Source organism: Paenibacillus puldeungensis, from assembly GCF_042678945.1.
Classification (GTDB): Bacteria; Bacillota; Bacilli; order Paenibacillales; family Paenibacillaceae; genus Fontibacillus; species Fontibacillus puldeungensis.
Genome location: NZ_JBHTLM010000007.1, coordinates 191,023 through 215,209, shown reverse-complemented (window position 1 = coordinate 215,209; position 24,187 = coordinate 191,023). Strand labels below are relative to the sequence as shown.

Genomic DNA, 24,187 nt, shown 5'->3' with positions numbered 1-24,187 from the left:
AAGAAAAGGATAAAGGAGAATCATCATGACGAAGCGTACTCATCAATGCGGTACCATCAGTACTGCGAACATCGGCGAAACCGTCACTTTAAACGGCTGGGTTCAGACCCGCCGCGATCTTGGAGGCGTGCTGTTTATCGATCTACGTGACCGCAGCGGCATTGTCCAAATCGTGTTTAACCCGGCTTATTCCGGAGAATCGCTCAAAATTGCCGACAAGGTGCGTAGTGAATACGTACTTGCGGTATCCGGTAAAGTGGTGGCAAGGGATGCCGAAACCGTGAACCCGAACCTACCTACAGGCCAAGTTGAGGTTCACATTACGGAAATCGAAGTGCTAAATACTGCGAAAACGCCGCCGTTCTTCATCGAAGACGGCATCGAAGTCGATGAATCGCTTCGTCTGAAATACCGTTATCTGGACCTGCGTCGTCCGGAAATGCAAAAAACGCTTTGGCTTCGTTCCAAAGCCGCCAAAGTATTCCGTGACTTTCTTGATGGCGAAGGCTTTATCGAAATCGAAACTCCGATTTTGACCAAGAGCTCGCCGGAAGGCGCACGCGATTACCTCGTGCCGAGCCGCGTGCATCCGGGCGAATTTTTCGCGCTGCCGCAATCTCCGCAGCTTTACAAGCAGCTTCTTATGGTCAGCGGCATTGAACGCTATTACCAAATGGCCCGCTGTTTCCGTGACGAGGATTTGCGTGCCGATCGCCAGCCGGAATTTACCCAGATCGACATCGAGACTTCGTTCCTGTCCCGTGACGAATTGCTTGATATGGTAGAGAAGATGGTTGTGAAGCTGTTCAAGGAAACGAAAGGCATCGAAATCGAAACGCCATTCCAACGTCTTAGCTATGCGGACGCTATGGGCAAATATGGCTCTGATAAACCGGATTTGCGTTTTGGCATGGAGCTGATCGAAGTTAATGATATCGTGGCCACAAGTGGGGTTAAGGTATTTGCCTCCGTTATTGAAAAAGGCGGCGAGGTTAAAGTGCTTAACGCCAAGGGCTGCGGTACTTGGAGCCGTAAGGATATCGATGATCTGGGACCGTTCGCTGCCCGCTACGGTGCGAAAGGCCTCGCTTGGATTCAAGTGAAGGAAGGGGAATTCCGCGGACCGATCGTGAAGTTCTTTACCGAGCAAGAAATCGAAGCGTTGAAAGAGCGGACTGGGGCAGAGGAAGGCGACCTGCTACTGTTCTCGGCTGATAACAAAAAGGTCGTTGCCGACGTACTGGGCGCACTTCGCCTTAAAATCGGCCGCCAGCTTGGCCTGATTGACGACAGCATCTACAAATTCGCTTGGGTTGTCGACTTCCCGCTTCTCGGCTGGGATGAAGAGCAAAAACGTTATGTTGCCGAGCACCATCCGTTCACACGTCCGCGCGATGAGGATCTTCCTCTGTTCGACACCGATCCGGGCAAAATTTTGGCACAAGCTTATGACCTTGTCCTGAATGGTTACGAAGTGGGCGGTGGCTCGATGCGGATTTACAAACGTGATGTACAGGAAAAAATGTTCAATGCGATTGGCTTATCCCCTGAGGAAGCTCAGGATAAATTCGGCTATTTGCTCGATGCGTTTGAATATGGTACGCCGCCGCATGGAGGCATTGCCTTTGGATTTGACCGCCTCGTCATGCTGCTTGCTGGCCGTACCAACCTGCGCGAGACAATTGCTTTCCCTAAAACGGCAAGCGCGACCGATCTGCTGATGAATGCGCCATCCGAAGTCGATGTACCGCAGCTGGAGCAGCTTCATATTAAGCTGGCCGTTAAACCTAACGACAAGAAGTAATTACGACGAGCGATTGTAGTATCGCACCAAAATGGTACCAAAGAAGTACCAGGATGCCGGAGCCATCGATAAGATGCTCCGGTGTTTTTTTTATATGGAGAAAGGTCCGGATCAGAAGATCTAGAGTAATAGGCGACATAAGGAATAAATGCACTTTTTACATTTAGCTGTAGAGATGAAGGGCCGAAAATGAACGTTAGTAGGCTTTACCATTTTCCTATTGACAAAAGCGCTTACAGGTGTTTAAATCAATGGTGTTGATGTAACGTTTAATCAAAAGCATGGAGAACCTAAGATGAACCATAAAGTATCGATTAAGGATATCGCTAAAATTGCAAACGTATCCATTGCAACAGTCTCCAATGTTATAAATGGAACCGGCAGAGTGTCGGCGGAGACGGCGAGCAAGGTGAATAAAGTGATTCGAGAGCTTCAGTTTGTACCGAGCGCTTCAGCTCGAAGCTTAAAGGATAAAAACTCACACCTGATCGCCGTTGTCGTACCGTTCGTTGAGAAAGGGATTCTTCAGGACAACCCTTTTTATTGGGAGCTGGTGCGCGGGGTAGAGAATGGGGCCCGTTTCCACGAGGTACAGGTTATTTTGCTCGGGATTGATGAACATGAAGATTTTTCCTTCGTCAAGGGCCGGCATTTGGATGGGTTAATTGTGGTCGGGGTATATGAAGATTCAGCCGCATACGCTAAAATTTTGTCGCTTGGGGTTCCGTGCGTCTTTCTGGACAGCTATTTATCTGATCCAAAGTTGTATCAAGTGGATTTGGATGATGAAGCCGGGGGATATCTCGGAACGAAACACCTAATCGGTTTGGGTCACCGGGCGATTGCAGTGTTGACCGGCAAAGTGGAGCAGGGTGGCGTTAACGATCATCGTCATCAAGGTTATTTAAGGGCATTACAGGAATCCGGGATTCCAAGCTTGCCTGAGCTCATCTTTGAAGTGGATTCCTCCGCACAAGGTGGATATCAGGCTGCGCAGCGAATAAGCGGCTGTCGGCAAAAGATTAGCGCGGTTTTCGCTTTCTCCGACATTTCCGCGATGGGCCTGATTCGAGGACTTTACGATATCGGTCTTCGCGTGCCGGACGATATTTCCGTCGTGGGGTTTGACGATATTTTTTACACTCAGCATATGATTCCTTCCTTGACGACCATTCGCCAGGACATCGTCAGCAAGGGGCAAACGGCTGTGAACATGCTGCTCGATCAGATCAATGGTACCGAGTCACCGCGTAGAAAAGTAACGATTCCGGTGAGCCTTGTGGTTCGGCAGAGCACGATTCCTAACAAAAAGATATAGCTAAACCAGCTATATTTTTTTAAATAAAGATTAAACGTTTAATCAAAATTACGAAAAGGTGGTGATTTTCAAAAGAATAATGCCTTATTTATGGGATTTTACATAATAAAATTACTGATTAAAAGTTTTATTGAAAGCGATTCATTTATCAAATGAAGGGTGGCTAATACAAATGAAATTTAAAAAATGTTCGGCTCTTATCCTTAGTATTCTTCTTGTCTTTGGCTTAGCAGCGTGTTCCTCAAATGGAGGAAACGGCAAAAACAATGCGGCGGCACCTGCTAACCAATCAAGCGAAGCAGGCGGTAACAACCAAAGCGACGCAACTGCCCAGTCTGAAGAACTTAAGCCCGAGGGCGGCGCCAAGCTCATTGTATGGGATGGCAAGGACGGGGTTCCGTTCTTGAAGGAGTATGCCAAGAAATTTACAGAGGAATATGGCGTCCCTGTAGAGGTTCAAGAGCAAGGCGCTCCGGAACAGATGCAAAAGATGAAGACCGACGGTCCTGCCGGACTCGCTGCCGATGTGCTGGTGCTCCCTCATGATAACCTGAGTGAAGCAGTGGCAGGGGGATTTGTTCTGCCTAATGATTTTTTTGAAGAGGAAACGAAAGCGGAATTCCAGGAGACGGCAGTCAATGCGGTGACTAAGGACGGAATACTGTACGGATATCCGCGAAACATGGAAACCTATGCACTGTTTTACAACAAGGATTTGGTGAAAGATTCAGATTTGGCAAGCTGGGACGACATTGTTAAATTCGCCAAAGGGTACAACGATGTCAGCAAGAAAAAATTCGGGTTTATGATGCAGCTTAACAACTTCTATTTTACCTACCCATTCTTCTCGGGGTACCATGGCTACATTTTCGGCAAGGACAACACCGATCCGGCAGATATTGGCCTAAACAATGAAGGCTCCGTAGAAGCGATGAAATACTTCCAGTCCCTTCGCGAAATTTTGCCGATGGAGGCAGCTGACGCTACGACGGATGTCAAGACGGCGCTGTTCCAGGAAGGCAAGCTTGCGATTAATCTGGACGGGGTTTGGAATATCGGCAACTTCTCTTCTCTCCCGTTTAAAGTAGGTATGGTTCCACTTCCTAAGTTTCCGAATGGAGAAACCCCAACTACCTTTGCCGGAGTCAAAGCCTATTATGTAAGCGCCTATTCGAAATATCCGAATGCGGCAAAATTGTTCGCTCGCTATATGACATCCAAAGATGCACTGCTGAAAAACTTTGAAATGTCCGGCTTCATTCCGGCTCGTAAAGGCATGGAAAATGAACCCGCCATTAAAAACAATCCGATGGTTGGCGGTGCAATTCAGCAATTTGAACATTCCGTAGCGATGCCTTCGATTTTTGAAATGCAGCAGGTTTGGGCTCCAATGGCAAATGCGCTGGAGTTGATCTGGAAAGGTGAAGATTCTAAGAAGACACTGGACAATGCCGTCAAGAGCATCAAAGAAGGCATAGCCACCCTTCACAAATAAACACCAGCCTGTACGTTTGACGTCACCTGCTTCAATGGGAAGCGGGTGACGTCCCATTTTGACTTACGGGAGATGAATTACATATGATCCAGCACCGGAAACGGGCTATGGTTTTATCCTTAATCGGTATGGGCTTGGGGCAAATATATAACCGACAGTATATTAAAGGATTTCTCATGTTTCTTCTACATCTTGCAGGTGTCGGCGTTGCCACACTAGTGCCAAGAGCAATGTGGGGAATCTGGACCTTGGGCGAACAGGCCGACCATTTGAAAAAAGTGGGCAGAGTATATGTCAACGTCCGCGGAGACCACTCCATATTTTTACTGATTGAGGGGATGATCGTCATCCTGGTGATGGCTGTCTTTATTCTCATTTATATCGCCAGCGTGAGGGATGCCTATTTGGTCGGTAAGCGGCGGGAACAAGGAATTTCTGCCCCTGCTTTTACGGATACGCTGCAACGCCTTGCAGGCGTCAATTTTCCGCAGATGGTCATCTCGATTCCAATGCTCCTGGTTGTGTTCTTTACGCTTATGCCGATTCTATTTATGATCTTGCTGGCGTTTACGAACTACTCAGCTCCAAACTATTTGCCTCCGAAGAAGCTGGTCGATTGGATCGGGTTTGACGGGTTTAAAGATATATTTACGATCAAAGCGTGGAATCAGACCTTTTTCGGGGTCGCCTTCTGGACGTTAATCTGGACCATTTGCGCCACGCTGACTACCTTTGCCGGGGGCTTCGGAGTAGCTTTGATGGTTCAGAAAAAAGGCATCCGACTCAAAGGCTTCTGGCGTACGCTGTTCATTATTCCTTATGCGATTCCTCAGTTCATTTCACTGCTGATCATGCGCAACATGTTCAATGGTGAATTCGGGCCGATCAATCAGTACCTCGGCTATTTCGGGCTTGGGCAACTGCCGTGGTTGACTGATCCGTTCTGGGCCAAAGTAACGGTCATCATCGTCAACATCTGGATCGGGTTCCCGATCACCATGCTGATGATCATTGGGATCTTGTCTACCATATCTAGAGACCTGTACGAAGCCGCCCAAATCGATGGAGCCAGCCCGTTCCAGCAATTCAAAGCGATTACGTTCCCAACCGTTATGTTTTCGTTCGGGCCGCTGCTTGTAATGTCATTCGCCGGCAACATCAACAACTTTAACCTGATTTATTTGCTGACGAACGGAAATCCGGCAAACCCGGCTTATCAGTCTGCGGGAAGCACGGATATTCTGATTACCTGGTTGTACAAGTTGACAATGGATAGCGGCAAATACAACTTTGCTTCGATTATCGGCATTTTTATCTTTATCCTTGTTTCTTCCTTTGCCATTGTTAACGTTCGCCGCACGAAGGCCTTCAAGGAGGAGGATTTGTACAGATGATGAAGCTCGGGGCAAAATTCAGAAGCAAGCTGGGCAATTTGTTGTGCTATATAGGACTTACCTTAATCGGAATTGCGTGTGTTTACCCTGCGCTTTGGGTCGTCATGTCCTCCTTTCGGCCGGGAAATGCGCTCTATAGCGAGCATTTGATTCCTTCATCCTTTACGCTTCAGCATTATAAGGATCTATTCAATACTTATCCGTTTGCACAATGGTTCGTGAACACCTTCAAGGTTGCTTTCTTTACGATGATTTTCAGTACGCTGCTTGTAACCTTGACCGGATACGTCTTTTCCCGCTTTCGGTTCAAGGGCCGCAAAAACCTGATGCTTGCGCTGCTGGTGATCGGGATGTTCCCCGGATTCATGAGCATGATCGCGGTTTATATTTTGCTGATGCAAATGAATTTGCTGAACACGCATCTATCTTTGATCCTGGTATACTCTGCCGGGGCACCGATGGGATATCTATATGTAAAAAGCTATTTTGACACCATTCCGCAAAGCTTGGTGGACGCGGCTAGAATTGACGGTGCCGGGCATTTTACGGTGTTCCGCCGCATTATGCTGCCGCTGTCCAAACCGATGATCGTATATATCGCCCTGACATCGTTTAGCGGAGGGTTTGTCGACTTCATTTTTGCCAATATGGTGCTGAGCACACCGGAAAAGCAGACGTTGGCCGTCGGTCTGTTCAAAATCGTTCAAGGCAAATTTGCGACAGAGTTTACTTTGTTTGCCGCCGGTTGCGTGCTTGTAGCTGTTCCGCTGACGTTATTGTTTGTTTTTCTACAGCGGTATTTGGTTGAAGGGTTGATGGCCGGGGCGGATAAGGGATGATGGTGGATGTGTATGGACCAAAAAAGGAGGAGTGTACGCGATGAATATGAGCCTTGAGGCTGTTTATCACCGGCCGGGGGATTGCTGGTCCTATGGCTATGATGACCGGACTATTCACTTGCGCATTCGCACAAAACGAGGAGAACATCTAAAGCTCGAAGTATGCTATGGAGACAAATGCAGACCATGGAGCGATATGCAAACCGAAGCTATGACGCTTCTTTGCAGCGATGAATTGTTCGATTATTGGCAAGTGGAGGTATCCCCCCCTTACGGAAGACTAGCCTACGGTTTTCTGTTTACAGATGACCTTGAAGAGCAAATTTGGTTTACGGAAAGAGGGTTCACCTATAAGGCTCCCACGGAGCATTTGGGACTGTTTGAATTTCCTTATCTCCATCCGGTGGATGTGAATAAGCCGCCTGCTTGGGTGAAGGAAGCGGTATTTTATCAAATTTTTCCTGAGCGATTTGCTAATGGTGACGTGTCCAATGATCCTGAGATGACGAAAAAGTGGGGCGACGCACCGGAGTATTACAACTTTTTTGGCGGGGATTTACAAGGGGTGCTCAAGCGGCTTGATTATTTGAGTGAGCTTGGGATTAACGCGATCTATTTCAATCCCTTGTTTGAGGCGCCATCGAATCATAAATACGATACAAAGGATTACTACAAAATCGATCCTCACTTCGGCACCACAGAGGTGCTGCGGGAATTCGTTCATGCATGTCACGAGAGGGGAATCCGCGTAATTTTGGACGGGGTGTTCAATCATAGCGGCGTAACGTTTCCGTTTTTCCAGGACGTTGTGGAGAAGGGGAGCGATTCACCATACTTTGATTGGTTCCATATCACGGAGTGGCCGCTGCAGGTTGTGGATGGCATTCCTACTTACAAGACGTTTGCTTTTGAGAAGACGATGCCTAAATTAAATACCGCGAATCCGGAGGTGATCGAGTACTTTACCAAGCTGGGACGCTACTGGATCGAGGAAACGGATGTGGATGGCTGGCGGCTGGACGTGGCGAACGAGTGCGATCATGCCTTCTGGCGGGAGTTCCGAAAATCGGTCAAAGCGGTGAAGCCTGACGCTTATATTTTGGGGGAGGTGTGGCACGATGGAAAAGAGTGGCTGCGCGGCGACCAGTTCGACGCTGTCATGAACTATCCTCTTGCCGCTGCAATGCTGGATTTTTTCGTGTTTGGTCACGATGATGCTCACTCATTTGCTGCGAAAGTCGGCCGATATTTAGCGCGGTATCCGAAACAGGTGAACGAGGCCAGCTTCAACCATTTGGATACGCATGATACCGTACGGCTGCTGACGCTGTGCGAAGGCGACAAGCGAAAAATGAAGCTTGCTGCGGTTTTCCAGTTTGCGTTTATCGGCGCGCCGAGCATTTATTATGGAGACGAGGTCGGACTTGCTGGACAGTTTGATCCGGATAACCGCCGTTGCATGGTCTGGGACCCCGCAGAGCAGGACAGGGAGCTATTCGCTTTTTACCAGAAGTTAATACAACTACGCCGTGTTCATCCGGCAATGACTGCCGGGGATTTTAGGGTCATTTGTGCGGATCAAGGCTCATCCCTAATTTCGTTTGAACGAAAGCTTGGCGATGATACGCTATGGGTCGTTATGAATGCCGGAGAGAATACGATTAGCATAGACACCTTTATGCCATCCGGGGAATGGCAGGAGGCTTTCAGCAATGAGATGCTTTATATTTCGGACAATGAGTACCATGATGAATTGGGGCCTTATGAATATCGGATATGGGGAAAAAGCAATTCTAGCACATAAGAGAGAGATAAAGGAGGCAGGAAGAAGCCATGCATACTAGTGAAACCATACATCCCGATCAGATGGAAGGGCATTCGGAGTTTGCCTTCCGGGATTTAGGGGCATACAGCCGTGTGGAGCAGCGGGAAGTTTCTGTGACCGTTCATACGGCGGAAAGTAATATGACCTTCTGGTACATAGCGCCAGGTATGCTGCGGATCGCTTGCAAGCTTAAAGGTGATTCTACAGCGATAGTGCCGACGGAGGCACTGCTGCCCTATATGCCGGAAGCAGGCTGGAAAGTGTCCGAATACAGCGATCGTTTGGAGCTGCAGGGCGGACTGTATCGGATCGTCATGGACAAGTCGTCATTAACCATGCAAATTGAATATGCGGAGCAAAAAAATTGCGGAACCTACAAGCTTTCGAATGCAGGTTCCCTCGTGCGCTTTAACGGCAAAATGCTGGAAGATGCCGCAATCTACGGCTTGGGTGAGACGACCGGTTATCTCAATAAGCGCGGGGAACGCTACACGATGTGGAATTCCGACGTTTTTGATCCGCATGTGCCGGATATGGAATCTTTATATCAGTCGATCCCATTTTTGATTCAGCATACGGCTTGTGGTTCGTTTGGTCTGTTTGTCGATCACCCCGGGAAACTGATTGTGGACCTCCGTGAGGAGCAGGATGCCTACTCGATTCAAACCGAAAACGGGGAAATGGATTTATATGTTATTGCCGGGCCAAAGTTAAAAGACGTGGTATCGGGATTTACGAACCTGACCGGCAAAATGCAGCTGCCGCCGCTTTGGTCTTTAGGCTATCAGCAGTCCAGGTTCAGCTACATGAATCAGGAGGAGGTTCTGCAGCTGGCAGGTACATTTCGTGAGAAACAAATTCCATGCGATGTGATCTATCTCGACATTCACTATATGGATGAATATAAAGTGTTTACTTTTGACCCGGTACGCTTCCCTGACCCGAAAGGGATGATTCAAAAGCTTAAGACTATGGGCATTCGTATCGTTCCGATCGTCGATCCCGGGGTCAAAGTGGAACAGGGCTATGAACCCTACGAGCAGGGTGTAGATCAAGGCTATTTTTGTGAAAAACCTGACGGGGAGCCCTTCGTAGGGAATGTCTGGCCGGGTGCCAGTGTATTTCCTGATTTTACGGATGAAGCAGTGAGACAGTGGTGGGGGGCGCTGCACCGTTTTTACGTGGATCACGGCATCACCGGCGTCTGGAACGATATGAACGAGCCTAGCGTATTCAATTCGGCTACGAAAACGATGGATGCCGATGTGCTGCATCAAAACGGCGGAAACGTGAAAACACATGAGGATATCCACAATTTGTACGGCATGCTGATGTCTAAAGCGACCTATGAGGGTCTGGAGCGGCTTCTCGGCGGCGAGCGGCCATTTGTATTAACGAGGGCGGGGTGCGCTGGAATTCAGCGTTACGCCGCCGTATGGACGGGCGATAACCGCAGCTACTGGGAGCATATGGAGCTGTTTATCTCGATGGGCATGAATCTGGGACTGTCCGGTGTGCCTTTTACCGGGGCCGACATCGGGGGGTTCATGCACCACGCTTCCGGTGAGCTTCTGGTTAGGTGGACGCAGCTTGGGGTATTTACCCCATTTTTCCGAAATCACAGCGCTATCGAAACCCGTCGTCAGGAGCCTTGGACCTTCGGGGATCAGGTAGAAGTGATATGCCGCAAATATATCGAATTAAGATATATGTTGCTCCCTTATCTGTATTCGCTGTTCCATGCATCGACGTTAAACGGCCTGCCGATCATGCGTCCGCTCGTGCTGGAGTACCCTGATGATCCACGGACTTTTCAGTTATCAGATCAATTTTTGCTTGGAGCGGATGTGTTGGTGGCGCCTGTATGCCGTCCGGGAAAAGAAGTTCGGACTGTCTACCTGCCGGATGGGATCTGGTATGACTTTTGGACTGAGGCTCGATATGTTGGCGGGCAGCATATTATGGCCAACGCTCCGCTAGAAACGCTCCCGCTCTTTGTAAAAGCCGGTGCGGTTGTGCCATTTACGTCGGTTCGGCAGCATACCGACGAGGCCAGGTGGACGAATCTCAATATTCATGTGTTTGGGCTTGGTGAGTCTGATGGTCAGTATGACTCTGCCTCTGGGGAATTTTCGCTTTACGAGGATGATGGAATTAGTGATGCCTACAAACAAGGAGCGTCATCCGAGTTGAAAATTAATTTTGAGGAAAAAGGAAGCCTGGCGACCGTCAACTGCAAGATTGAAGGGAACGGATCGGATGCTGATTTTAAAACGCTGATGTTCACTTTTCATGCTCTTTCTTTTATTCCGGTTGGAATTCAAGGAATTTCTCAGCTTCACAGCCCTGAGCATCTTGAGGAGCAACGAGCAGGATGGTATTATGACAAACAGGACAATCATCTGGTTGTGAAGCTGACGTTCGCGGGAGACGCAGGATTTGAGTTTGTGATCGAAGGTTAATTTGGGTACGGGCAATTTGCACCGAAAACGCACCTTCTTCGGCTCAGCGACCGCTACGATGATGCCATGAACGGCTTATCAGAGGGTAAGCTATACCTATTTGGGAGGTTTTCAAATCATGCTTCATCAGTTTTCACGGACAGAGCTTGCCATTGGCGCTGAGGGCCTGGACATATTGAAAAATAGCACCGTCGCGGTGCTGGGAATCGGCGGAGTAGGCTCGATGGCCGTTGAAGCCCTGGCGCGGACAGGGGTCGGGAAAATTATTCTGATCGATAAGGATGTCGTGGATATTACGAACATAAACCGCCAAATCCATGCTCTCACAACTACGGTTGGTCAGAAAAAGGCGGATTTGATGTGCGAGCGGGTGAAACTTATCAATCCCGAATGCGAGACCATTGCGCTGAACATGTTCTATACGGAAGAGACATATGAGGAATTGTTTAAGTACAAGATCGATTATGTCTTGGATGCCTCCGATACGATCAAGTACAAAATCCATTTGATCAAGGAATGCCTGAATCGGGGAATCCCGATTTTGTCCAGTATGGGTGCGGCTAATAAGATGGACCCTACCAAATTCCAGGTGACCGACATTTCCAAAACCCACATGGACCCGATGGCCCGTGTCATCCGAACAAAGCTTCGTGAAGAGGGTATTCGGAAGGGTGTAAAAGTCGTATTCTCTACGGAGCAGCCGGTTAAACCTCGGGCAGAGGTTACGAAAAAAATCGTTCCAGAGAATGCCCCGGAGATTCGCAAAGCGAAGCAGCCCCCGGCCAGCAACTCGTTTGTTCCGCCGGTGGTGGGCCTAATTATGGTTAGCGTCGCTGTGCGTGAGCTGCTTGAGCGCGGTGGAGTCCGCGTATGAATGCAGACCTCGTAAAGAAGCTGCGGCTTCCTGGGAAGGAAGGGATTGTGCTCGTGCTGAGAGCGCCGGAAGGTTATTTTGAGCAGCTAGGTCTCTCGCCAGAACACGCTGTGGTAGATGAATCGGCGGCAGGCAGCTACGATTTTGTGCAGATGTTCTTTCGCTCCGCGAAAGAGGTGGAGGATTACGCTAGCGAGGCGCTGAAGGCGGTAAAACCGAACGGGCTGCTGTGGTTGTGCTATCCGAAGGGCGGAGCCAAGGCCGGAACCGATTTGAACCGCGATAAAGGCTGGGATACCGTGAAGGCAGCCGGGTATGACGGCATCGCTTTGGTATCGGTAGATGAGACGTGGTCGGCGATGCGTTTCCGGCCGGCCGAACTCGTGAAGCTATCGTCAACGTCTTCCCGCCGAACTGGAGCTGAGGGAAGCTCTGACGTCAAGCCGAAGAAAGCGGCTGAACCAGTCATAATCCCGGAGGATTTGACGGCTGCTTTGAACGAGCAGCCTGAGGCGGCCGCATTTTTTCAAGCATTGGCACCTTCTCATAAGAAAGCCTATATTGAATGGATTACGGATGCTAAACGGGCGGAAACGAGGCAAAGCCGGATCGCCAAAACGGTGGAGAAGCTCATGCAGGGGCTTAAACGGCCTACGGACAAGTAAAAAGCGATATGTTGATGACGCGAGTTGCGATGGTTTTCTCAAGCAACTCGCGTTTTTTTTTCAATATATCAGTAAGTCACTGAATGAAGATAGAGTGGGGGACACGATCTGCACTTTCAGACCTTTCAGACGATCAGGATTACTCTTACCATAAAACTTACCGTTACCGTTGGGACTAACAAAATAAATGTATTTTCTGCAGTTAAATTCTGCCTATTTGGATCCTATGAGCATTTAATTGCAGAAAGTACAGCTAAAATCAACAAAACGAACCAGCCAAGGCAAATTGCATCATTTTAGATGTACGAAATGCAACTAAAATTCCAAAAACTCCAATTTATGAAGAAATAGATGCATGAAATACATCTACTAGCGGATGGTGAGAGACAAGGAGCAAAAGGAAGTGACCAAGAGTAAAACTATCACTAGCCCGCGGTTGATCTCCCTTGAAAATACGCCTAATAGATCGGTGAGAATTTGAAAAAGATGCGGGGAGCAAGGAGTAGAACAGAAGAGGGAATGGGTATGGGGTGGAAAGTTTCGCAGCGGGTGAAACTTTCCACCCCCATTCCCTCCCATCCCTTCGATGTAGAAGTCCAAGCTAACTCAAAGGATGCCGTCAGGCGTTTTTCTTAATGCAGTTTTATAAATCGATTTAGATAAATTCGCCTTTTTCCAGGTGGAGTGATATAATAAACTTTCTTTTGATTGACTCCGAGACTTACAATCGAGACACTGGCAGATTATGCGGAGTACACTATCCTTAGGAGGTAACTGAAAGTGGACGATTTTCAAAGTGCCTATCAAGAAGAAAAGGCGCGGCTGGACCGTACCTTGGAACAGATCGACAAGCGGCTGACCATGCTGCGCGGCATCCCGGTTTACACGGGACAGGATTTTACGGAGCAATTGCTCGAGGAAAACCGGGAAAACCAGAGAAAACAGCTGGAGCAGTCTTTCCATGAGCCCTATTTCGGACGGCTCGATTTTGAAGAGCAGGGCAGAAGTAAAACTCCGCTTTATATTGGGAAAGTGGGAGTGGGCGATCCCGACGGCAAGGAACCGATTGTCATCGATTGGCGTGCACCTGTAGCCAGCCTGTTCTATTCTTTTACCGGAGGGGACGATGCATCATATGTAGCCCCTGAAGGCTTGATTGAAGGGCTCGTTTATCTGAAACGCAACATTGTAATTCGTAAGGGCATTTTAGATCGAGTAGTTGATACATATAACCGGGAGAGCGATGGCCCGGCCGTATCCGACGAATTTCTCGTTTACCGACTTGGGGAGAACAAGGACAATCGGCTTCGCGATATCGTCTCGACGATCCAGGCCGAGCAGGACCAAATCATTCGGGCGGCCAAAAATACCGCACTCATTATCCAAGGGGTAGCTGGCAGTGGAAAGACGACCGTAGCGCTGCATCGGCTGGCCTTTTTGCTGTATCAGTACAAAGAGCAAATTACGGCGGAGCGCATGATAATTTTTGCGCCGAACCATATGTTTATCGATTATATCTCCGAGGTGCTGCCTGAGCTTGGGGTGGGTGATATCCAGCAGAGCACGTTCAGCGACTGGGCGGCAAAGGTACTTGGGCTGGATGATGTGCCTGCCGACGGTTCGGAGGCTTTGTCATATTGGTTTGATGGTGAGAAGCGAGGCAAGGAGCGGTTGGAGGATACGGAGCTGCCTGGCAGATTTAAAGGTTCAATAGAGTTTAAGGCACTAATCGATACTTTCCTGGAGGACCTGGAGCCAGCGTGTGTTCCTGACGGCGATTTCGAGCCTTGGGATGGTGCCCGGCTGCCGCGAAAAGAAATTTTGGCATGGTTTGAAGGCGAATATCGCCATTATCCGGTTGCGCGGCGTAAAGAGAGAGTACTTGCCCGAATTCATCGCTGGGTGGAAATGGCGCTTAAGAAGTCACCTTCAGTCGCTGCACTAAAGGAAAGAAAGAAAAAAGCCCAGCAGCGGGAAAAAGCTTACGCTAAAAAGTGGCCGGAGCTGGAGCCGCTAGCACTATATAGGGAATTGTTTGGCATCAAGAAGGGCGCCGGTATTGCAGGATTGCCGGATATGTCGGAACAAGTCCCGAAGGGCATCTGGAAGGAAACGCGGACTCGTTTAAAAAACAATATCGTCAAAGAGGAAGATTTGCCTGGTTTACTCTATATTTATACGAAGGTTCACGAAATTGACGGGAAGATGACCTTTGACCATGTAGTTATCGATGAAGCGCAGGATTTTTCGCCATTTCAGGTTTATGTGCTGGACCGATTTGTAAAAGGGCATTCGTTTACGATCCTTGGAGATTTGTCACAGGGGATTCATTACTACAAAGGGGTTCGCAACTGGCATGAAATGCAGTCGCTGTTTGAAGCTGAAGATACCGCTTATTTCGCACTGACGCGAAGCTACCGATCGACCATGGAAATCATCCAGTTTGCCAATGAAATTTTGGAACGGGGCGTCAATGCCGATCTATTGGCGGTTCCTGTATTCCGCAGCGGTGAACCGGTGAAACTGCTCGGTGCAGCTGGAGAGCATCGGAGAGAGGCCATTACGCGCGCGATGAATAAAGCTTTAGCCGGTTCCTACCGAACAGCTGCCATTCTGACGCGGACGATGCGTGAGGCGGAAGAGCTTTACGAGGAACTCATCCATGAAGGAGCCGACATTCACTTAATTAATGGTGATCTGAAGCAGTATGCCGGAGGGGTATCGGTGCTGCCTGTTTATTTGTCCAAGGGACTGGAGTTTGATGCCGTTATCGTAACGGATGTCGATCCGCTGCATTATGGACCAGAGGATGCCAAGCTGCTTTATGTCGGCTGTACACGGGCACTGCACGAGCTTTGGCTTCTTTATGGAGAAGCGTTGCCGACCTATGTCACTTCGGAAACTTCAGAATTCGCTTCAAAGGTTGAATTGGAGGCCCTGTAGCTTTTAGGACCCGCTATTCTCCATAAAGTCCTCCAGGCTGCGGTCGGCTTTACTCTGATTGCACAAATTGCAGGCGCATACGCAGTTCATCGGAGTTGTATGCCCGCCCTTGGCTTTTGGCAGCAAATGGTCGATCGTATCGCCGTATTCGCCGCAGAAGAAGCAGGTGTGCTTGTCGCGGGTGAGGATATAGCTGCGGAATGCTTTATTGGTATATAAACGCCGGATGGTATAAGGGTTCACCACAACAGCGGCATATTCGCGTACGAGCGTTACGGCTAGCTCAAGTTCGACTTCCTGCTGCCAACGACGCCCCTTGTCAGTCCGTCCGCGCATGCGTATCATGCCGTTTCGGTTCGGACGAAGCACTTGGGCGTCCGAGCCAGAGACGGTTGGCGGCGGGGCGGGAAGCGCTTGCTTGATACGGCGTTTAGGTGCTTCTCCAAGAGTTGTTGGTAGTGGCGACTGGAGAACTTTGCCTAGGACGCTGATCGTATTCGCGTGCCCGGCCAGCAAGGCTGCATCCTGTTTCTTAAGCGTCCGGCAGCTGCGGCAAGCGCCGCGCCGAGAGCCTTTTCCAGCACGTTTTCCAGTGCGCTTCAGAAAATCGGTTAACGGCTTCACCTCTCCACAATAGGCACATTTTTTTGCATTTATGGGGGAAGGGCTGTCAGGTAAATTTGTTGAAGGTTGCTTCTGTTTCAAGTATGTCACCTCTGTTTTATTAACCCTATACAAGCCTCTTTATTATAAGCTGTTAAGATAATATTATAGCCAAGACCATCGGCCTTGGCTCAATTTATTCATGGGCGCGTAAGTGTCGTTTTTGGCGTACACGAGTCCGCGCGTAATGATTTTGTTATTCTGTAACTGCCACTTGCAGTCTGGCGGCCGATCGCATTTTACACAAAATTTTGCGTATGCTTTCGTCAGATAAGTGGTATTTTTCGGCTAAATCCCCTACGGAATATCCAGTGCGATAAAGGTGATAAATTTCTTCGTTACGTTTAGCTATAAAAATGCGGGATCCGCTTAGTTCACCCCACGATGCCCTTTTTCGTTCCGGTTTAGGAATGTACAGCAGCTCCCCCTGAATATAATTTTGGAGCTCCTGCAGTAGCCTAGGGGGAAGTACATCCTTCCCGTTTTTGTAGTTCACGATCATGTTCCTCCTTATTTCTTGCTACATCCTCCGTCATTGAAACAAGATAAGTCAGCATGTTCGTAAATCCCCCTTTCGGCTTATAATATAAATTAAAAATCCATTTATCGATTGGCACTTTTTACTATCTTAACACAGCTAACTGAAAACGGAAATAAGGGGGGCTGTAACCAGCCCCCCGTTTTTGCGGTTTCCGCTTACGCGGAAACCACCTCACTCACTGTAATCAATTCGATCAGCCCCCTTTCCAGTGATTCGTCGGCCCGACATCTATATTAACTCATATTCCGGCTTAAAGAGAAAGCGAAAGAACGACTATAAGTGTTTTTTACGTAAGTTGTGCTAGAATATAGAGGGTCTTATGCTAACGATTAAGCTGTATTCAAGGAAGTGAGCAGGTAGTGGATTTATTCTCTTATAAACAAGAAACGGATCCGGCGGGACGGCTGCTGGCCGATCGGATGCGTCCGACTTCGCTGGATGAATATATCGGACAGGAGCATATCGTCGGTCCGGGAAAGCTGCTGCGCCGGGCGATTGAAGCTGACCAGGTATCATCCATTTTGCTTTACGGACCGCCGGGCTGTGGCAAAACAACGCTCGCCCATATCATTTCCCATCATACAAAAGCCGAGTTTGTTCGGCTTAACGCGGTTGATGCCTCCGTAAAGGATGTCCGGGAGGTTATCGAGAAGGCGCAAAACGACAAATCGTTCTACGGGACGAAGACAATCCTGTTTCTGGACGAAGTGCATCGCTTCAACAGCTCGCGTCAAGATGCCCTGCTTCCGGCGGTGGAGAAGGGAACGATCATTTTCATCGGGGCCACGACGGAAAACCCATTTCACTATGTCAACGGCGCGTTGATGAGCCGTTCTACCTTGTTCCAGCTAGAGCCACTGACAAAGGAGCATTCGCTGATCGCGATGAGCCGGGCGCTTGCAGACAAGGAGAAGGGGCTCGGCTTCATGAAGCTGAACGTGGACGAGGAGGCGCTGCGGCACATCGCTTCCATGGCGAACGGCGATATTCGCCGCGCGTTGAACGCGCTTGAGCTGGCGGCGATGACGACCCCGCCGGAGCAGGACGGTACGGTCCATCTTACGCTTGCGGTGGCGGAGGAATCGATTCGCCGGCCCCTCGTCAAAGCGGACGAATCGACGCAGTACGACGTCCTCTCCGCTTTTCACAAGAGCATTCGCGGCTCCAGCGATGCGGCGGTTTTCTGGTTCCTATATGCGGTCGAAAAGCTTGGCATGGACCCGATGACCTTCATTCGCCGATTAATTGCGGCAAGCAGCGAGGATATCGGCCTAGCTAATCCGCAGGCGATGGTGCAGGCGGTTAGCGCACTCGAAGCCTATCGAAACAATGGCTGGCCTGAAGCACGGCTGAACATCGTTCAAGCGATCCTGTTTGCGGTGGAAAGCCCTAAATCGAATGCTGTTGTAGAAGCGATCGGGAAGGTGCTGGCGACGATTGAGGAGGTTCGGTCAGCCGAGGTTCCGCTTCACCTGCGGGACGCCCACTATAAAGGGGCAGTAAAGCTGGGCCATGAAGGGTACAAGTATCCCCATAGTTATCCCGGCCATTATGTACAGCAGGCCTATTTGCCGCCGAATCTTGAGGGGCGCACGTTCTACGAAGCTACGGAACAGGGGAATGAAGCGAAGATCAAGCACAATCAGGAACTACGTCGCAGAGAAAATCAAAAAGGCTAGGCATTCGCCCTAGCCTTTTTGATATACCTGTAAGCACCATATCCGATCAAAGCGATGACTCCAGCGATAACCAGGTAAGCACTGTAACGATGAATAAATATTTTTACGATGTACCATCGGTTTCCCAGTTCTCGTCCAATCGAAATGAAGGTAGCGCTCCATACGAGGGCACCCAAATAAGCGAACAGCATAAATTTGCGCAGTCCAATGTTGGAAATACCGGCTACATAAGCGGTGAGGTGTCTAATACCCGGAATGAAGTAGCCGAAAAACAGCAGGGTGCTCCCATATTTCACGAAGAGCTGGTGGATACGATCTATTTTGCCTTCCTCCGTCCAACTCTTCGGACCGAACTTTTTCAGAAAGGGATAGCCTAATTTGAAGCCGATCACATAGCTCAGTGTAATACCGGTCATGGAGCCCAAAAAGGCGACAACTATCGTTAATAAAAAGTTCATCTCGCCTTGGTATACGCTATATCCTGCATATGCAAGAAGCGTTTCGTCCGGAATTGGCAGCCCGACAATGCCGAGAGCCAATGCCCCGAATAGCCCTACGTATCCGTAATGGCAGATCAAGTAATCCAAATAAGGTTTCATGCCATCGCTTCAGAAGCAGCTAGCTTTACCGGGGTTTCGATCGTCCCTCCGCCGAGGCATTCCTCGCCTTGATAGAAGACGACGGCTTGACCCGGGGTAATCGCCTTTTGGGCGGTATCAAATTCCACCAGAACGGTTCCGTCCTCTTGCGGTATGAGAGTTACTCCCTGATCCGGCTGCCGGTAACGAAATTTCGCCGTACAGTGGATAGGGCCCTTAGACAGCTTATCCGCCCCGGCAATCCAGTTCACACCGGAAGCTGTCAGTGCGGTGGAGTAGAGGCTTGGATGCTTATCCCCTTGGACGACGTAGAGAATGTTATGCTCTAGATCTTTGTCCGCCACGAACCAAGGTTCACCGGTGCCGGATCCCCCAATGCCGAGGCCTTGACGTTGACCCAAGGTGTAGTACATTAAGCCGTCATGACGGCCTTTAACCTCACCTGTGACAATGTCAACCATATCGCCAGATTTGGCTGGCAAATAGTTGCTCAGGAATTCCTTAAAGTTGCGTTCTCCGATAAAGCAAACGCCGGTGCTGTCCTTCTTTTTTGCCGTATAGAGGCCCGCTTCTTCAGCGATTCGCCGTACTTCCGGTTTCGGAAGATGACCAATCGGAAACATAGCCTTGGACAATTGCTCCTGACTTAAGGCGTTCAGAAAATAGGTCTGATCCTTGTTGCTGTCGACGCCTCGCAGCAGCTTGTACACTCCCGCTTCCTCTACGACTCGCGCATAGTGCCCTGTCGCCACGTAATCCGCCCCGAGATCCAGAGCTTTATTTAGAAATTCTCCGAATTTAATTTCCCGGTTGCACATCACATCGGGGTTTGGCGTCCGTCCGCGCTTATATTCTTCAAGAAAATAGGCAAATACTTTATCGTAATATTGTTTCTCGAAATTGACGGTATAGTACGGGATATCGATTTGCTCGCAGACGCGCCGCACATCTTCGGAATCCGCCTCGGCTGTACAGTAGCCGAATTCATCGGTATCATCCCAGTTTTTCATAAATATGCCGATCACGTCGTAGCCTTGCTGTTTGAGCAGCAGTGCCGTCACGGAGGAATCGACCCCTCCGGACATCCCAACCACGACACGGGTTTCGCTAATCGATTTAGTCATTTCTATCACTCCTTTGGGTCATTTCGACCTGACGTTTATTTTATCATAAAGTACAAGGCCTATACGAATACTGTAGCCGATGTTAACAAAAGGTAAACAATTGGTTTCCGAGAAGGAAACGGATTTGTTTTCCAAAAATACATTTGATATGTTACGATAAGCAGAGGTTAAAGATAGGAATAGGGAGGTATTCCTCAAATTTGCCGATTTTGGTATGATTTGTACCTGATTCGCCTATTTTCCCGTCTTTAATGGATCGAAACACAATTATATAAAGTTTATTTGAAAATTGAAAGAGGTGGCTTCTTTGAAGATTTCCACAAAAGGACGCTATGGTTTAACAATCATGATGGAGCTCGCCGCTAAACAAGGTGAAGGTCCGACTTCTCTCAAAAGCATTGCCGAGAAAAACCAGCTGTCTGAGCACTACCTGGAGCAGCTGATCGCACCTTTGCGTAACGCAGGGCTTGTTAAGAGCGTGCGCGGTGCTTATGGCGGCTACATTTTGTCTCGGGATGCTAATGAGATTACGGCGGGAGACATCATTAGAGTTTTGGAGGGACCGATTTCTCCAGTAGATTTCACGGAGGAAGATGATCCGGCCAAGCGTGACTTGTGGCTGCGGATTCGTGACAGCATTGCTGAGGTGCTGGACTCGACAACGCTGAACGACTTGGTCAACTATGAAGAGCATGGCGTGAAAGAAAACTACATGTTCTACATTTAAGCCTGTATAGTCTAATTTCACAAAAAGATTCCTCGAAAACGTCTGCCGACACATCGTCGGCAGTTTTTTTGTTTTCATGGCTTTTTTGAACCATCACTTAAAGATAAAAGTATCGTTCCTCTTGAATGAAAAACAGTATAAAGTGAGATTGTTTTGGTGATGGTTAAATTATGACAACATTTGTCGAAAGGATTTTTACTTCATGAGGAACATGCGCTTGCTTAGAAATATGGCTAAACTACGAATAGAGAAACGCACTAATAACCATGAACATCAGCTAAATATTTCCCATTTGCTGTCGCAGGAGCTTTATTCCGAGGTGCGGCAAAATGAACAGTATCTTCACTCCCTTTATGCCGATTGCTCGGACGTGATTTTTCGCTCTTTTCGGGTTGGCGGAGAGACGAATGCTTTCGTTATGTTTATTGATGGATTGGTTGATTCTGAAGGGCTTGAGATGTATGTCATCGCCCCATTAATGCAGAAGAAGCCTCAAGAAAACGTTGAGATCGATTGGCTAATGGAACAGATCATTTCGGTACCCCTGGCCACAAAATTCACTTCATTCAGTCATGGAGTTGAGCACCTTTCATCCGGAAGAGCCATTCTGTTCATCGATCATCTGCCTACCGGCATTGCTTTGGGGCTTACCAAATGGGAGAAGCGCAAAATTGAGGAGCCTTCGGCCGAAGTGGGAATCAGAGGCCCGAGAGAAGGGTTTACCGAAACATTGCGTATCAATACATCGATGCTGCGGCGTATTATCAAGAGTCCACGGCTGAAAATGAAAACGATGAAAATAGGCGAATATACCCAAACAAACGTCACTATTGCTTATATCGAAGGGTTGGCAAATAAGGCGCTGGTGGAAGAAGTCCAAAATCGGCTCGGACGAATCAAGATTGACGGCATTTTAGAGAGCGGCTATATCGAGGAAATGATCGAGGACCAGCCATATTCGCCATTTCCGCAATTGCTCAGCACGGAACGTCCCGATGTGGTCAGCGGGAACCTGCTCGAAGGAAGAGTCGCCATATTAACGGAAGGAACGCCTTTTGTCTTGGTCGCTCCGGTCACATTCTTTTCTCTGATCCAGTCTCAGGAAGATTATTACCAGCGATTTCTTATCTCTACGGTTATCCGCTGGCTGCGCTACACCTTTATCATGATTTCTCTTTTGCTCCCCTCATTGTATGTAGCCCTTCAAACCTTTCATCAGGAGATGCTACCAGGCTCTTTACTGATTAGTATGGCGCAAGCACATGAAGCCGTTCCTTTCCCGGCCCTCATCGAAGCGCTCATGATGGAAGTGACTTTCGAGGCACTCCGTGAAGCCGGCGTCCGTCTACCCAAACAGGTAGGTGCCGCTGTTAGCATTGTCGGGGCGCTCGTTATTGGTCAGGCTGCGGTGCAGGCTGGGCTTGTTTCGGCGCCGATGGTCATTGTTGTCGCAATCACTGGAATTTCGTCGTTCATGATTCCTCGTTATATTACGGGAATTGCCGTACGTATGCTGCGTTTTCCGTTAATTTTTCTTGCGGGGACGCTAGGGCTTGTCGGTGTCATGATGGGAGTCATTGCGATCATTCTTCACTTGTGCTGCTTACGTTCGTTCGGGGTTCCCTACTTGTCCGAAATAGGCACTCCTAAACTGGGAGAATTGAGAAGTGTCTTGATTCGGCCGCCGTGGTGGATGATGAGCAAAAGGCCGCGTTTGACGGGAAATGCCGATAAATACCGCCAAATATCCGGTCAGAAGCCCGGAACTGCCCAAGGAAACAAAGAATGATGGGAATACTGGCGAGAACATGGGGAATACTGCTCCTTTCCATTTTGCTTCTATTGCTGCTAGGAGGCTGCTGGGATCGTAAAGAGCTTAATGAACTGGCGCTGGTTTCAGCACTTTCCCTCGATAAGGCAGAAAACAACCAGATTCAAGCAACGGTGCAGCTGGTTCTGCCGCAAAGTCAAACCGGATCTATGGGCGGAGGCAATCCTGAAGGCGGGATGTCGGGACGCACCTCCACACAGTCTGAGACGGGAGTTGATGTCACGGACGCGCTATCCAAATTGCAGGGAAAAATCCCCAGAAGGATGTTCTGGGGACAGTGTAAAATTTTCATTTTCAATGAAGCCGTTGCCAGGGAGGGAATACAGGAGGAACTCGATTTCCTGCTGCGTTCTCCCCAAACGAGGGAGCGTGCATACATGTTCGTAAGCAAAGGAAGCGCAGCGAAGGTGCTTGAACTTATGCCCTCTATTGAACGAACCTCGGCCGATGTACTTCGAAGAGTGTCTGATCTGAAAATCGGTATGCGGGTGAACATGAAGCAGTTCAGCGGAATGCTTATGGGAGAATCTCAGGCAGCGATTCTTCCGTTGGTTTATATTGTTCCTCAGTCCTTATCTTCGGAGCAGGTTAAAGAGATTCCGAACATTTTGGGGAGCGTCTTATTCAAAAAGGACAGGATGGTCGGTGAAATTTCGGAGAAAACCACGCGGGGTGTCATGTGGATTAGAAATGAAATCGGGGAATATACGATAGTCTTCGATACCGAAGAAGGTCGAGTGTCCTTAAGGCCGATAAAGTCTCAGGCAAAGCTGATTCCCGAGATTAAAGGGGAAGACTGGATGATGACCATAAAAGTCAAGTCGGAAGGAGATATTGAGGAAAACAACACGCTCCTTAATCCTTTGAACCCGAAATATTTGGCCGTCATGAACAAAGGATTCGAGAAAGACGTGAAAGAGCGAATAGAGCTGGCAATTAATGAAGTGCAACGAAAACAAAAGGTTGATGTTTTGGACTTTGCAAAAGCTTTTCACCGGAAATATCCTCGTCAGTGGGAAAAAATGAAGGAGCGTTGGGCGGAACAGTTTCCGAAAGTAAGAGTAAACATTGAAGTTCATGCCAGCATAAACAGACCGGGGCTGACCAGTTCTCCGGGCGGAGTCCCTAAGGAGGAAGTCAGGGAAAGATGAGAGCTTATTTTTTCTGGGGCGTCACCATTGCTGTTCTGCTGATCTTTCGTATGGAATGGTCAAAACTCAAGGTGATGCCGGTACGGGATAAAGTTGTGTTCATCTCGATACTGCTTGCGGCCTGGATATTGTCGATGCTGGATTTGCCCCATACACCGGGATTAACAACGTTTCTTCAGTTTGCGTTTAAACCATTCAGAGGATTGCTGGAGCCGTGATTACACCTTGAATATAAGGGGGGCGCTAAATCATA

The 24,187-nt window shown here is 48.8% G+C and carries 19 protein-coding genes; 15 read left to right on the top strand and 4 right to left on the bottom strand.

Features of this window, described 5'->3' with window-relative positions:
* Positions 1 to 25 precede the first annotated feature (25 nt).
* The 10 genes from aspS (at position 26) to ACFQ3W_RS12120 (ending at position 15,619) form a co-directional block, all read left to right on the top strand.
* The gene (gene aspS, locus ACFQ3W_RS12165) at positions 26 to 1,804 is read left to right on the top strand and encodes an aspartate--tRNA ligase (RefSeq protein WP_379319501.1); all 1,779 of its coding nucleotides are present in this window, start codon (positions 26 to 28) and stop codon (positions 1,802 to 1,804) included.
* A 295-nt stretch (positions 1,805 to 2,099) separates the two neighbouring features.
* Positions 2,100 to 3,122 (top strand): LacI family DNA-binding transcriptional regulator, encoded by a 1,023-nt coding sequence (locus tag ACFQ3W_RS12160; protein ID WP_379319500.1) that lies wholly within the window; start codon positions 2,100 to 2,102, stop codon positions 3,120 to 3,122.
* Between the two features lie 172 nt (positions 3,123 to 3,294).
* Positions 3,295 to 4,617 carry a sugar ABC transporter substrate-binding protein gene (locus ACFQ3W_RS12155; protein WP_379319499.1) on the top strand — a complete coding sequence of 441 codons (1,323 nt, stop codon included), beginning with the start codon at positions 3,295 to 3,297 and terminating at the stop codon, positions 4,615 to 4,617.
* Between the two features lie 83 nt (positions 4,618 to 4,700).
* Positions 4,701 to 6,011: an ABC transporter permease subunit gene (locus tag ACFQ3W_RS12150; RefSeq protein WP_379319498.1), complete on the top strand. Its 1,311-nt coding sequence runs from the start codon at positions 4,701 to 4,703 to the stop codon at positions 6,009 to 6,011.
* The gene (locus ACFQ3W_RS12145) at positions 6,011 to 6,850 is read left to right on the top strand and encodes a sugar ABC transporter permease (RefSeq protein WP_379319529.1); all 840 of its coding nucleotides are present in this window, start codon (positions 6,011 to 6,013) and stop codon (positions 6,848 to 6,850) included. Before ACFQ3W_RS12150 ends, ACFQ3W_RS12145 begins: the two co-directional genes overlap by 1 nt.
* Positions 6,851 to 6,890: 40 nt before the next feature.
* Positions 6,891 to 8,654: an alpha-glycosidase gene (locus ACFQ3W_RS12140; RefSeq protein WP_379319497.1), complete on the top strand. Its 1,764-nt coding sequence runs from the start codon at positions 6,891 to 6,893 to the stop codon at positions 8,652 to 8,654.
* Positions 8,655 to 8,683: 29 nt separating this feature from the next.
* Positions 8,684 to 11,137: a glycoside hydrolase family 31 protein gene (locus ACFQ3W_RS12135; protein WP_379319496.1), complete on the top strand. Its 2,454-nt coding sequence runs from the start codon at positions 8,684 to 8,686 to the stop codon at positions 11,135 to 11,137.
* A gap of 118 nt (positions 11,138 to 11,255) precedes the next feature.
* Positions 11,256 to 12,011: a tRNA threonylcarbamoyladenosine dehydratase gene (locus ACFQ3W_RS12130; protein ID WP_379319495.1), complete on the top strand. Its 756-nt coding sequence runs from the start codon at positions 11,256 to 11,258 to the stop codon at positions 12,009 to 12,011.
* The gene (locus ACFQ3W_RS12125) at positions 12,008 to 12,676 is read left to right on the top strand and encodes a YdeI/OmpD-associated family protein (protein ID WP_379319494.1); all 669 of its coding nucleotides are present in this window, start codon (positions 12,008 to 12,010) and stop codon (positions 12,674 to 12,676) included. The genes ACFQ3W_RS12130 and ACFQ3W_RS12125 overlap by 4 nt, the downstream gene beginning before the upstream one ends.
* Positions 12,677 to 13,456: 780 nt before the next feature.
* Entirely contained in the window at positions 13,457 to 15,619 is a 2,163-nt protein-coding gene (locus ACFQ3W_RS12120) for a HelD family protein (RefSeq protein ID WP_379319493.1), read from the top strand.
* 3 nt (positions 15,620 to 15,622) lie between these two features.
* Here ACFQ3W_RS12120 and ACFQ3W_RS12115 read toward each other — a convergent pair whose 3' ends face one another.
* Positions 15,623 to 16,324 (bottom strand): HNH endonuclease, encoded by a 702-nt coding sequence (locus ACFQ3W_RS12115; protein ID WP_379319492.1) that lies wholly within the window; start codon positions 16,322 to 16,324, stop codon positions 15,623 to 15,625.
* A 154-nt stretch (positions 16,325 to 16,478) separates the two neighbouring features.
* Positions 16,479 to 16,778, bottom strand: a complete 300-nt coding sequence (locus ACFQ3W_RS12110) for a CD3324 family protein (RefSeq protein ID WP_379319491.1) — start codon at positions 16,776 to 16,778, stop codon at positions 16,479 to 16,481.
* 404 nt (positions 16,779 to 17,182) lie between these two features.
* On the opposite strand from ACFQ3W_RS12110, the gene ACFQ3W_RS12105 reads away from it, so the two are divergent.
* On the top strand, positions 17,183 to 18,502 hold the full coding sequence (locus tag ACFQ3W_RS12105) for a replication-associated recombination protein A (RefSeq protein WP_379319490.1): 1,320 nt from the start codon (positions 17,183 to 17,185) through the stop codon (positions 18,500 to 18,502).
* Here the strand turns inward: ACFQ3W_RS12105 and ACFQ3W_RS12100 are convergent.
* Together ACFQ3W_RS12100 and mnmA are read right to left on the bottom strand one after the other, a co-directional pair.
* Positions 18,499 to 19,101 (bottom strand): DedA family protein, encoded by a 603-nt coding sequence (locus ACFQ3W_RS12100; protein ID WP_379319489.1) that lies wholly within the window; start codon positions 19,099 to 19,101, stop codon positions 18,499 to 18,501. The two genes, ACFQ3W_RS12105 and ACFQ3W_RS12100, sit on opposite strands and share 4 nt — an antisense overlap.
* Positions 19,098 to 20,225, bottom strand: a complete 1,128-nt coding sequence (gene mnmA, locus ACFQ3W_RS12095) for a tRNA 2-thiouridine(34) synthase MnmA (RefSeq protein WP_379319488.1) — start codon at positions 20,223 to 20,225, stop codon at positions 19,098 to 19,100. Before mnmA ends, ACFQ3W_RS12100 begins: the two co-directional genes overlap by 4 nt.
* A 307-nt stretch (positions 20,226 to 20,532) precedes the next feature.
* On the opposite strand from mnmA, the gene cymR reads away from it, so the two are divergent.
* The 4 genes from cymR (at position 20,533) to ACFQ3W_RS12075 (ending at position 24,152) form a co-directional block, all read left to right on the top strand.
* Positions 20,533 to 20,952 carry a cysteine metabolism transcriptional regulator CymR gene (gene cymR / locus ACFQ3W_RS12090; RefSeq protein WP_379319487.1) on the top strand — a complete coding sequence of 140 codons (420 nt, stop codon included), beginning with the start codon at positions 20,533 to 20,535 and terminating at the stop codon, positions 20,950 to 20,952.
* A gap of 229 nt (positions 20,953 to 21,181) precedes the next feature.
* Positions 21,182 to 22,741: a spore germination protein gene (locus tag ACFQ3W_RS12085; protein WP_379319486.1), complete on the top strand. Its 1,560-nt coding sequence runs from the start codon at positions 21,182 to 21,184 to the stop codon at positions 22,739 to 22,741.
* Entirely contained in the window at positions 22,738 to 23,934 is a 1,197-nt protein-coding gene (locus tag ACFQ3W_RS12080) for a Ger(x)C family spore germination protein (protein ID WP_379319485.1), read from the top strand. The genes ACFQ3W_RS12085 and ACFQ3W_RS12080 overlap by 4 nt, the downstream gene beginning before the upstream one ends.
* Positions 23,931 to 24,152 carry a hypothetical protein gene (locus tag ACFQ3W_RS12075; protein ID WP_379319484.1) on the top strand — a complete coding sequence of 74 codons (222 nt, stop codon included), beginning with the start codon at positions 23,931 to 23,933 and terminating at the stop codon, positions 24,150 to 24,152. The genes ACFQ3W_RS12080 and ACFQ3W_RS12075 overlap by 4 nt, the downstream gene beginning before the upstream one ends.
* The last annotated feature ends 35 nt before the right edge of the window (positions 24,153 to 24,187 follow it).